Source organism: Candidatus Pseudomonas auctus (assembly GCF_048654275.1).
Taxonomy (GTDB): Bacteria; Pseudomonadota; Gammaproteobacteria; order Pseudomonadales; family Pseudomonadaceae; genus Aquipseudomonas; species Aquipseudomonas pharyngis.
Genome location: NZ_JBJYZK010000022.1, coordinates 43640 through 54728 on the forward strand (window position 1 = coordinate 43640; position 11089 = coordinate 54728).

The following is an 11089-nucleotide window of genomic DNA, read 5'->3' on the forward strand; positions in this document are numbered from 1 at the left end:
CGCAAAAGCTGCATCCTACGGCCATTCGCCGGTTTTCCGTCACCGGCTTCTGGAGGATTAGGATGCGTAGCCTGGTTTTGCTGCTGGCCGTTTTGGCGCTGGGCGGCTGTATGACTGTCAGTGACATGGCCGAAGGGACTCGCTACCAGATGAGCGACGCGGGTCTGCTGGACCACAGCGACAGCCGTCGCGTGAACAATTTCCGCATTCAGCCGGATTCGTTTATCTACATCGCGCAAGGCTCGTTCGCGCCGCCGGGTGGTTCTTACCCGCGTCCCAACGTAGTGGCCGAAGAGGCCTTCAAAGGCTTCGTCGAATACTTCCCGATGGTCCGCCGCGCCCGTGCGCCGGAAGGCCTCGACCAGGCGATGGGCGAAGCCCGCGACGCCGGTGCCCACTACTTGCTGTACACCCGTTTCGCCAAGGCCGACGACCGCATCGGCAACTCCGATGAATGGCTGGATGAGGAAGCCGTGGATCGCCTCGGTATCGACGGCGGCGTGATTCAGATCATGTTGATCGAGACCAGCACCCAGTATTTGATTGATACTGCACGGATCAAGAGTCGTGGCGGTTTACTGACGTTCCACGACAACAAGCCCGAAGACCTGATCGGCCCACCGCTTGCGCAGTACGCGCGCAGCCTGCTGGGCGTCGGGGACCAGTAATTCAAGGAGTACGCCATGAGTGGCCCGCAAAAAGCCAATGACCTGTTGGGACAAATCCCCAAAACCAAAGGCTTGCCGCCGGTGCACTTGTGGAACCCGGATTTCTGCGGCGATATCGACATGCGCATCGCCCGTGACGGCACCTGGTATTACCTGGGTACGCCGATCGGGCGAAAGCCGATGGTCAAACTGTTCTCCACCATCATCCGCCGCGATGGCGATGACTATTTCCTGATCACTCCGGTCGAGAAGGTCGGGATCAAGGTCGATGACGCGCCATTCGTGGCGATTGCCGTCGAGGTGGAAGGCGAGGGTGAGGCGCAACTGCTGCGCTTTACCACCAACGTCGATGAAACAACGGAAGCCGGCCCGGAGCATCCGATCCGGGTCGAGATCGATCCAGCGACGCAAGAACCTGCGCCTTACGTGCATGTCCGCACCAATCTCGAAGCGCTGATCCACCGCAACGTGTTCTACCAGTTGGTGGAGCTGGCAGTGAGCCGTGAAATCGATGGCCAGCGATGGTTGGGTATTTGGAGTGGCGGTGAGTTTTTCCCGATAGGTCTTGAACCTTGAGACGTTGTCCGCCTGGCGCCACTGCGCAGATCGAGCCCGCTTGAATCCTTTCCGGCAGCTGCTATAGCTGTAGTGTGGCAAGATGCCACTCGCCAGAAGGGGCATGGAAATGAACAGACATCAAGTCGGTGCGCTGACGTTGATCGTTTTGCAGACGGGATGCAGCTCATGGGTACAGAAACCGGACACCGTACTGATTCGAGAGCATGATCAGAGCGGTTACACGATTCATTATGACGTTGAAACAGTCGCGAAGAATTATTGGGTTTATACAGCCCTCGCGGCGAATGCCTATCACTTGAAATGGCCTGATTATAAGCAACAACTGGTGCAGGCCAATATCAAACAAGTGACCGAGCCCTTATCCAAGCAGTTCGAGCGATCGTGTAAACCTCACAGTGATGTGACGATCCCCACGCCCGGCTGGTACGCATGGACTCAGTTCCCTGGACCCAGTCTGGCCAAAAAGGCTGAGAAAGCGAAGTTGTTTTTCAGTGTATGGGAGCATCGAACGGGCAAGGGAAGCAGTGACGTTTCCGAGGTCGCTATCGTTTTTCGTGGTACCGAGGGTGATCAGCGTCAGGACTGGGAATCCAATGCTCGCTGGTTCATCCCGACAAAACTGCGTGGCGAAGACCAATACGATATAACGCGAGATATTGTGGCTCGGGTCTTCGAGGATGAAATACAGACCCGCATTCGCCAGCATCGACTGCCGCCTGATGTGAAGGTCGTTGCTTTGGGGCATTCCCTTGGAGGCGGTCTGGCGCAGCAGTTGGCCTATGCAATGCCCAGATCCAGCGAGCACCTGATCAAAGTTTCAAAAGTCGTGGCATTCAACTCCTCCCCTGTCACTGGTTGGCTCAGTACCCAGAATCCCCCCCGCGATGAAAATACTCATGGATTGGAAATCGACCGCGTTTTCGAACATGGCGAAGCGCTCGCTTACGTGCGGTTGGTCATCAATATGATTGTCCCGCCGCAAAAAAGGGATTCGCACGTCAGGGATCTGCGGTTCAACTTCTTGACCAGCGCTGGGGGTGTTTCCAATCATGGAAGCCAGTTCTTTGCCTGTCGCTTCGCGGAAGTGGCGGGGGCAACCAAGGACGTCGTTTATACCGAAAGTTTTGCTGACCAGGCAGTGCCATTGATCTCACCTCCGGCCCCCTGAGGTCGGTCGCTTCGGGGGGGATGAGTTGTACCCCTGAGGCCTTGTGTCCGTCAGCCTAAAAATCCCGATTGACGTTTAATCATATGATGATTAGCTTGGGCATCCACAGCGAACGGCTTCGGGGTGTCCATGTCGAGCAGTTTTCACGCATCAACGGTTGACTGGCTGGGCGCCTGGATTGCTGCCGGCCAGGTGAAGCCGGGGCAGGCGATCAAGGTCGAGGCCGATCTGGGCGAGCAGCTCGGCGTCAGTCGCACCGTGATCCGCGAAGCCATCAAGACCCTGGTCGCCAAAGGCATGCTCGAAGTCGGGCCGAAGGTCGGCACGCGGGTGCTGCCGATCAAGCGCTGGAACCTGTTCGATCCGCAAGTGGTGGGCTGGTTGTCACGCAGCGGCTTGCCGGAAAATTTCGTCGATGACCTGCTCGACCTGCGCCGTACCATCGAACCGATGGCGGTGCGCTGGGCCTGCGAGCGGGCGACCGTCGAACAGGTGCAAGCCGTGCAGCAGGCTTACAACGCGCTGGAACGGGCGGTCGACAGCGGCATCGATTACAACCGCGCCGACCAGTTCTTCCACGAATGCATCCTGGCCGCCAGCCACAATCAATTCATCGAACAAATGGTGCCGGCCCTCGGCGCGCTGCTTGCCGTTTCCTTCGAAGTGTCCGCGGCTGACCCCGACGAATTGCGCCGCACTTTGCCTATCCACAAAGACATGGCCGACGCTATTGCCGCCCGGGATGCCGCGCGCGGGGTGTGGGCCTGCATGACGCTGATCGACAATGCCGACCTGGCCATCAAGCGGTTTTACCCGCAGGTGATGGCCGACAAAAAAGCCAGCTGACAAAAACAACAAGACAGGAGGTTGCATGACGTGGACTGCGGTGACAGAACATCGGGCGCAACTGGGCGAAGGCCCGTTCTGGGACGCACCAACCCAGGCGCTGTACTGGGTGGACATCGCCGGCAGGCAGGCGCTGCGGCTGATCGGGCAGAACGTGCAGATCTGGCAGATGCCGGAGCACGTCTCGGCGTTCATTCCCTGCGCCAGCGGCGACGCGCTGGTGACCCTGAGCAGTGGCGTCTATCGGCTCGATCTGGATTCCCCCGGACTTGAGCCGCGACTGACGCTGTTCTGCGTCGCCGACCCGCAGCCGGGCAATCGCGCCAACGAAGCGCGTTGCGATGGCCAGGGTCGCTTGTGGCTCGGCACCATGCAAAACAACATCGGTGAGCTGGGCGAAGATCTGCCGATCACCCGTCGTTCCGGCGGTCTGTTCCGCGTTGATCCGGATAAAAGGGTCACGCCATTGCTGCGCGGCCTGGGCATTCCCAACACGCTGCTCTGGAGCGACGACGGCACCACGCTGCTGTTCGGCGACAGCCTCGACAGCACCTTGTACCGCTATTTCATTCACACCGACGGCAACCTCGACACCGCCCAGCCCTGGTACAGCGCCGATCAGCACGGCGGCCCGGACGGTTCGGCGATGGACGCCGAAGGCTACGTGTGGAACGCCCGCTGGGACGGCAGCTGCCTGCTGCGCCTGACCCCGGATGGCCAGATCGATCGCAAGATCGACCTGCCGATCAGTCGCCCCACCAGTTGCGTGTTCGGCGGCGCAGACTTGAAAACCCTGTACATCACCAGCGCCAAAAGTCCGCTGAATCATCCGCTGGACGGCGCCGTACTGTCGCTGCAAGTGGATGTCGCCGGAAAGCTCTGTACGCGATTTGCCAGTTAAATCCCAAAATATGGGATGCAAAATTATATATTGAGATTATTTGGCGGTCGGGTTTATAGTCGGTCCCAGCAGTAACACGCACTCACACTTAAAAAGAACAAAACAGGTGAAGTGATGCAGCGAATTTCCATCGCACTCCATAGCGGAGTCAGCGCTTCGGGCCGTCTCGGTGCCGCGGCGTGCGCTCGCCTGTCTTGTTCCACAAGCCTTCCAGACCGGACATCGTCAGATGCCCGGTTTTTTTATGCTTTCGAACAGGAGTCCTGATTCATGGCTGAACCACTATCCTTGCCACCGGTGCCCGAGCCACCGAAAGGTGAGCGCCTGAAAAACAAGGTTGTGCTGCTGACCGGCGCTGCCCAAGGCATCGGCGAAGCAATCGTCGCGACCTTCGCCTCGCAGCAGGCCAAACTGGTGATCAGCGATATCCAGGCTGAAAAGGTCGAAAAAGTCGCCGCGCACTGGCGCGAGCAGGGCGCCGATGTGCAGGCGATCAAGGCCGACGTCTCGCGTCAGCAGGATCTGCACGCCATGGCCAAACTGGCCATCGAGCTGCACGGCCGCATCGACGTGCTGGTGAATTGCGCCGGGGTCAATGTGTTCCGCGATCCGCTGGAAATGACCGAAGAAGACTGGAAACGCTGCTTCGCCATCGACCTCGACGGCGCCTGGTATGGCTGCAAGGCCGTATTGCCGCAGATGATCGAGCAAGGCATCGGCAGCATCATCAACATTGCGTCGACCCATTCCACGAACATCATTCCCGGCTGCTTTCCGTACCCGGTGGCCAAGCACGGCTTGCTCGGGTTGACCCGAGCGCTGGGCATCGAGTACGCGCCGAAGGGTATTCGGGTCAATGCGATTGCACCGGGCTACATCGAAACCCAACTCAACGTCGATTACTGGAACGGCTTTGCCGACCCGCACGCCGAACGCCAGCGCGCTTTCGATCTGCATCCACCGAAACGCATCGGCCAGCCGATTGAAGTGGCGATGACCGCCGTGTTTCTGGCCAGCGATGAAGCGCCGTTCATCAATGCCTCGTGCATCACCATCGATGGTGGTCGCTCGGTGATGTACCACGACTGAGAAAAGCGGATTTCAGGCGGAAAGGTCCGCCTGAAATTCAATCATCATACGATATGACTATTGTCGTCATGATTCGCAGGAAACGCTTCGACCGCTTTAACGTTTTTCAAATAACGCTCAAGAAAAATAACAAGGAGTCTGCTTATGAAACGTCGTTTCGGGATTCGTACCCTGTGCAGTACCGCGCTGGCGGTTACTGCGTTCAGCCTGAGCAGTTCGCTGCTGGCCGCCGATCCGGTGAAGATCGGTTTCTTGGTCAAGCAGGCCGAAGAGCCGTGGTTCCAGACTGAATGGGCCTTCGCCGAGAAAGCTGCCAAGGACAAAGGCTTCGAGCTGATCAAGATCGCCGTGCCAGACGGCGAGAAAACCCTCTCGGCCATCGACAGCCTCGCGGCCAACGGCGCCAAGGGCTTCGTCATCTGCCCGCCGGACGTGTCCCTCGGCCCTGCGATCATGGCCAAGGCCAAGCTCAATGACCTGAAAGTGATCGCCGTCGACGACCGCTTCGTCGATGCCAATGGCAAATTCATGGAGGACGTTCCGTACCTCGGCATGGCCGCCTTCGAAGTCGGCCAGAAGCAGGGCGCCGCCATGGCCGCCGAAGCGAAAAAGCGTAACTGGGACTGGAAAGACACCTACGCGGTGGTCAACACCTACAACGAACTCGACACCGGCAAGAAGCGCACCGACGGCTCGATGAAGGCCCTCGAAGATGCTGGCATGCCGAAAGATCACATTCTGACGGCCGCCCTGAAAACCCTCGACGTGCCGGGCAGCATGGACGCCACCAACTCGGCGCTGGTCAAGCTGCCAAGTGCGGCGAAGAACCTGATCATCGGCGGCATGAACGACAACACCGTGCTCGGCGGCGTACGCGCCACCGAAGCCGCCGGGTTTGCCGCGGCCAATGTGATCGGCATCGGCATCAACGGCACCGACGCTATCGGCGAATTGAAAAAGCCTAACAGCGGCTTCTACGGTTCGATGCTGCCAAGCCCGCACATCGAAGGCTACAAGACCGCCGAGATGATGTACGAGTGGGTCACCACCGGCAAGGAACCGCCGAAGTACACCGCGATGGACGACGTCACCCTGATCACCCGCGACAACTTCAAGCAGGAGCTGGAGAAGATCGGCCTGTGGAACTGACGGCAGCGGCGGCCCGGGCAGCCGGGCCGCTTGAACGGTGTGATGAGGTGGCTTAAATGCACGCGCAAGTACAGACACAAGAACACAGTGCCAGCGGTAGCCTGCGTTTCAACGGGATCGGCAAGACCTTCCCGGGCGTGAAGGCGCTGGACGGCATCAGTTTCGTCGCTCACCCCGGGCAGGTTCACGCCTTGATGGGCGAGAACGGCGCCGGCAAATCGACCCTGCTGAAAATCCTCGGCGGCGCCTATATCCCGAGCAGCGGCGAGCTGCAGATCGGCGAGCGGACGATGGCGTTCAAGTCCACCGCCGACAGCATCGGCAACGGCGTGGCGGTGATTCACCAGGAGCTGCATCTGGTGCCGGAAATGACCGTGGCCGAGAACCTGTTCCTCGGTCACCTGCCGGCCAGCTTCGGCCTGATCAATCGCGGCGCGTTGCGCCAGCAGGCATTGGCATGCCTCAAAGGCCTGGCCGATGAAATCGACCCGCAGACGAAAGTCGGACGCCTGTCCCTCGGTCAGCGGCAACTGGTGGAAATCGCCAAGGCGCTGTCCCGGGGCGCGCATGTGATTGCCTTCGATGAGCCGACCAGCAGCCTCTCGGCGCGGGAAATCGACCGTTTGATGGCGATCATCGGCCGGCTGCGCGACGAGGGCAAAGTGGTGCTCTACGTCTCCCATCGCATGGAAGAAGTATTCCGCATCTGCGACGCGGTGACGGTGTTCAAGGATGGTCGCTACGTGCGTACCTTCGAGGACATGAGCCAGCTGACCCACGATCAACTGGTGACCTGCATGGTCGGGCGCGACATTCAGGACATCTACGATTATCGCGGTCGCCCGCGCGGCGCCGTGGCGCTGAGAGTCGATGGCTTGCTCGGTCCGGGCCTGCGTGAGCCGATCAGTTTCGATGCGCACAAAGGCGAGATTCTGGGCCTGTTCGGACTGGTCGGGGCCGGGCGCACCGAGCTGTTCCGGCTGCTCAGCGGTCTTGAGCGCAACACCGCCGGACGCCTGGAGTTGCGCGGTCATGAACTGAAACTGCGTTCACCCCGCGATGCGATTGCCGCCGGGATTCTGTTGTGCCCGGAAGACCGCAAGAAGGAAGGCATCATCCCGCTGGCCAGCGTCGCCGAGAACATCAACATCAGTGCGCGCGGTGCGCATTCCGGGCTCGGCTGCCTGCTGCGCGGGATCTGGGAGAAGGGCAACGCCGAGAAACAGATCAAGGCCCTGAAAGTGAAAACGCCCCACGCCGGGCAACAGATCAAGTTCCTGTCCGGCGGCAATCAGCAGAAAGCCATTCTCGGCCGCTGGCTGTCGATGCCGATGAAAGTGCTGCTGCTCGACGAGCCGACCCGGGGCATCGACATCGGTGCCAAGGCCGAGATCTACCAGATCATCCATAACCTGGCCGCCGACGGTATTTCGGTGATCGTGGTGTCCAGCGATCTGATGGAAGTCATGGGTATTTCCGACCGCATTCTGGTGCTGTGCGAGGGCGCCCTGCGTGGCGAAGTCAGCCGCGACCAGGCCAACGAATCCAACCTGCTGCAACTGGCTTTGCCGCGCCACCGCGCTGACGGCGTGGCGAACTGAGAGGTGACTATGATGACAACCCAAAACGAAACCCTGCCGACCGAGCGCAAACCTCTGGATATGCGGCGCTTCCTCGATGACTGGGTGATGCTGCTGGCGGCGGTGGGCATTTTTGTCGCCTGCACCTTGCTGATCGACAACTTCCTTTCGCCGCTGAACATGCGTGGCCTGGGGCTGGCGATTTCCACCACCGGGATCGCCGCATGCACCATGTTGTATTGCCTGGCGTCGGGACATTTCGACTTGTCGGTGGGCTCGGTAATCGCCTGCGCCGGGGTGGTGGCGGCGGTAGTGATGCGCGACACCAACAGCGTGTTTCTCGGCGTCAGCGCGGCGCTGGTGATGGGCCTGATCGTCGGCTTGATCAACGGCATCGTGATCGCCAAGTTGCGGGTCAACGCGTTGATCACGACGCTGGCGACCATGCAGATCGTCCGTGGCCTGGCTTACATCTTTGCCAACGGCAAAGCGGTGGGCGTATCGCAGGAATCGTTCTTCGTGTTCGGCAACGGTCAGTTGTTCGGTGTGCCGGTGCCGATCCTGATCACCATCGTCTGCTTCCTGTTTTTCGGTTGGCTGCTGAACTACACGACCTACGGGCGCAACACCATGGCCATCGGCGGCAACCAGGAGGCGGCGTTGCTGGCGGGGGTGAATGTTGACCGTACGAAGATCATCATCTTTGCGGTGCACGGGGTTATTGGTGCGTTGGCGGGGGTGATTCTGGCGTCGCGGATGACGTCGGGGCAGCCGATGATTGGCCAGGGTTTTGAGCTGACGGTGATTTCGGCTTGCGTGCTGGGCGGGGTGTCGCTGAGTGGCGGGATCGGGATGATCCGGCATGTGATTGCCGGGGTGTTGATTCTGGCGATTATCGAGAATGCGATGAATCTGAAGAATATCGACACCTTTTATCAGTATGTGATTCGTGGGTCGATTTTGCTGTTGGCTGTGGTGATTGACCGTCTGAAACAGCGCTGAAATCAAATGCTCCCTCATCGGAACGCCGCCCGCCCAGCCCTCTCCCGGAGGGAGAGGGAGCCGACCGAGGTGTCTTGGGCTCTACATTGACCTGAAGAATCCAGTCGATTATGGATTCGGCAAAGCCTTTTCACGTCGACGTACCTCCCGAATATTCCCCATTCAGTTCCCTCTCCCTCCGGGAGAGGGCTAGGGTGAGGGTGCTTTTGATCTTCCCGCCTTCCGTCACCCCACCCAAAATTTCCCTTGCCCGTCTCAACCCATTTCGGTTATCACTTTGTACATGATTAGACAGGTACGATTTGACAAGAAACAACGGGTGGTCGACGAGCTCGTCCGACGCATCGAAAGCGGTCTCATGGAGGACGGCTTTCTGTTGCCCGGCGAGCATCAGTTGGCTCAGGAATTCAACGTCAGCCGTGGCACGTTGCGCGAAGCGCTGGCTGAACTGAAGCGGCGCAATTACATCGCCACGCAAAGCGGGGTCGGTTCCATCGTCACGTTTGACGGGGTAGTGCTCGACCAGCGCAGCGGTTGGGCCCAGGCCCTGGCTGACAGCGGGGCGATGATCAATACCGACGTGCTGCGTCTGGAAGCCGTGACCCGTGCGGATCTGCTTGCGCGTTTCGGCTCCGATCAATTCATTCTTCTCGAACGTCGCCGCCGTTCCAACGATGGCACGGCGGTGTCCCTTGAACGCTCTCTGATGCCCGCCAGCGGAGGCCTGGAAAGCCTGCCGCGAGTGGGCCTGATCGATAACTCCCTGACCATCACCCTGGCCGCCTACGGTTACATCGGCGAGCGCGGCGATCAGTGGATCGGCGCCGAACCGCTCAACGCCGTGGACGCCGAACTGCTCGGCCGCCCCGAAGGCACGGTGTTCCTCAAGGCGCTGCGAACCACCTACGACCGGCAGAACCGTTTCATGGAACAGGTCGAAAGCCTGCTCGACCCGGTGCATTTCCGTCTGCACCTGCAATTTGGAGAATCGAAATGACCGCCCTCGACCGTGCCTTGGGCGCGTTTTATGGCCTTGCCCTGGGTGACGCGCTGGGCATGCCGACCCAATCCCTGAACCGCGAAACCATCAAGCAGCGCTTCGGCCAGATCACCGATCTACAGGACGCCGGGCCCTTGCAGCCGATTGCCGCGAACATGCCCAAGGGCTCGATCACCGATGACACCGAACAGGCGATTCTGGTCGGCGAGTTGCTGGTAGCAGGCAAGGGCCGGATCGAACCGGCGGTGCTCGCGCAACGGCTGATCGAATGGGAAGCCGAGATGCAGGCGAAGGGCTCGCAGGACTTGCTCGGCCCGTCGACCAAGCGTGCGATCGAAATGATCCTCGCCGGCCACTCGCCGGAAGAGGCCGGACGCTACGGCACCACCAATGGCGCCGCGATGCGCATCACCCCGGTGGGCATCGCGGCGGATGTCGCCGACCCCGAGCGCTTTATCGCGGCGGTGGTGCAGGCCTGTCAGGTCACTCACAACACCACGCTGGGGATTTCCAGCGCGGCGGCGGTGGCGGCGGTGGTCTCGGCCGGCATCAACGGTCTGGATCTGGGTGAGGCGCTGAACCTCGGCCAGCAGATCGCCCAGCAAGCAGAATCGCACGGACACTGGGTGGCCGGCGGGCGCATCGCCTCGCGGATCAGTTGGGCGCGCAGCATCAGTGTCGAGAGCGACCCGGTGTTGCTCGCGGATCTGCTGTACGACGTGATCGGCACCTCTGTGGCCTCGCAGGAGTCGGTAGTGGTGTCATTCGCCCTCGCGCAGCAAGTCGCGGTTGGTGAAATGACGCCGTTCGATGCGCTGTGCATGGCCGCGAGCCTCGGTGGCGACACTGACACCATCGCCGCGATTCTCGGTGCCATGCTCGGGGCCTGCCTGGGCCTGCAGAGCTGGCCGGCGCCGATGATCGAGACGGTGAAGGCCGTCAATGGTCTGGAGCTGGAACCGTTGGTGACAGGGCTGTTGGCCTTGCGCTGATTGGACTGACGCCATCGTCGGATCGCCGCCCGGAGCAAGCTCGCTTGTATGTTTAGACTTGAAGGGGTGGGCGGGACTAAAAGCTCGATTCCGACTCTAGCCAGTACGGACCGTG

11 protein-coding genes are annotated in these 11089 nt (G+C 60.4%); all 11 read left to right on the forward strand.

What is annotated here, in order from left to right; all coding sequences use genetic code 11:
- Positions 1–62 precede the first annotated feature (62 nt).
- The 11 genes from ACKUG4_RS27505 (at position 63) to ACKUG4_RS27555 (ending at position 10974) form a co-directional block, all read left to right on the forward strand.
- The gene (locus tag ACKUG4_RS27505) at positions 63–668 is read left to right on the forward strand and encodes a DUF4823 domain-containing protein (RefSeq protein ID WP_064598539.1); all 606 of its coding nucleotides are present in this window, start codon (positions 63–65) and stop codon (positions 666–668) included.
- 15 nt (positions 669–683) lie between these two features.
- Entirely contained in the window at positions 684–1244 is a 561-nt protein-coding gene (locus tag ACKUG4_RS27510) for a DUF1285 domain-containing protein (protein ID WP_445435236.1), read from the forward strand.
- A gap of 109 nt (positions 1245–1353) precedes the next feature.
- On the forward strand, positions 1354–2415 hold the full coding sequence (locus tag ACKUG4_RS27515) for a lipase family protein (protein ID WP_445435237.1): 1062 nt from the start codon (positions 1354–1356) through the stop codon (positions 2413–2415).
- A 129-nt stretch (positions 2416–2544) separates the two neighbouring features.
- The gene (locus ACKUG4_RS27520; RefSeq protein ID WP_007950814.1) at positions 2545–3261 is read left to right on the forward strand and encodes a FadR/GntR family transcriptional regulator; all 717 of its coding nucleotides are present in this window, start codon (positions 2545–2547) and stop codon (positions 3259–3261) included.
- Positions 3262–3286: 25 nt separating this feature from the next.
- Positions 3287–4162 (forward strand): SMP-30/gluconolactonase/LRE family protein, encoded by an 876-nt coding sequence (locus ACKUG4_RS27525; protein ID WP_445435238.1) that lies wholly within the window; start codon positions 3287–3289, stop codon positions 4160–4162.
- A 270-nt stretch (positions 4163–4432) separates the two neighbouring features.
- Positions 4433–5251 (forward strand): SDR family oxidoreductase, encoded by an 819-nt coding sequence (locus tag ACKUG4_RS27530; RefSeq protein ID WP_011335425.1) that lies wholly within the window; start codon positions 4433–4435, stop codon positions 5249–5251.
- Positions 5252–5395: 144 nt separating this feature from the next.
- Positions 5396–6400 carry a substrate-binding domain-containing protein gene (locus ACKUG4_RS27535; RefSeq protein ID WP_064598531.1) on the forward strand — a complete coding sequence of 335 codons (1005 nt, stop codon included), beginning with the start codon at positions 5396–5398 and terminating at the stop codon, positions 6398–6400.
- A 56-nt stretch (positions 6401–6456) separates the two neighbouring features.
- Entirely contained in the window at positions 6457–8001 is a 1545-nt protein-coding gene (gene araG, locus ACKUG4_RS27540; RefSeq protein WP_445435239.1) for an L-arabinose ABC transporter ATP-binding protein AraG, read from the forward strand.
- A gap of 12 nt (positions 8002–8013) precedes the next feature.
- A complete protein-coding gene (gene araH / locus ACKUG4_RS27545) occupies positions 8014–8982 on the forward strand; it encodes an L-arabinose ABC transporter permease AraH (protein ID WP_011335422.1) in 969 nt (322 codons plus the stop codon).
- A gap of 283 nt (positions 8983–9265) precedes the next feature.
- Entirely contained in the window at positions 9266–9979 is a 714-nt protein-coding gene (locus ACKUG4_RS27550) for a GntR family transcriptional regulator (RefSeq protein ID WP_085607311.1), read from the forward strand.
- The gene (locus ACKUG4_RS27555; protein ID WP_064598525.1) at positions 9976–10974 is read left to right on the forward strand and encodes an ADP-ribosylglycohydrolase family protein; all 999 of its coding nucleotides are present in this window, start codon (positions 9976–9978) and stop codon (positions 10972–10974) included. Before ACKUG4_RS27550 ends, ACKUG4_RS27555 begins: the two co-directional genes overlap by 4 nt.
- Positions 10975–11089: the final 115 nt, after the last annotated feature.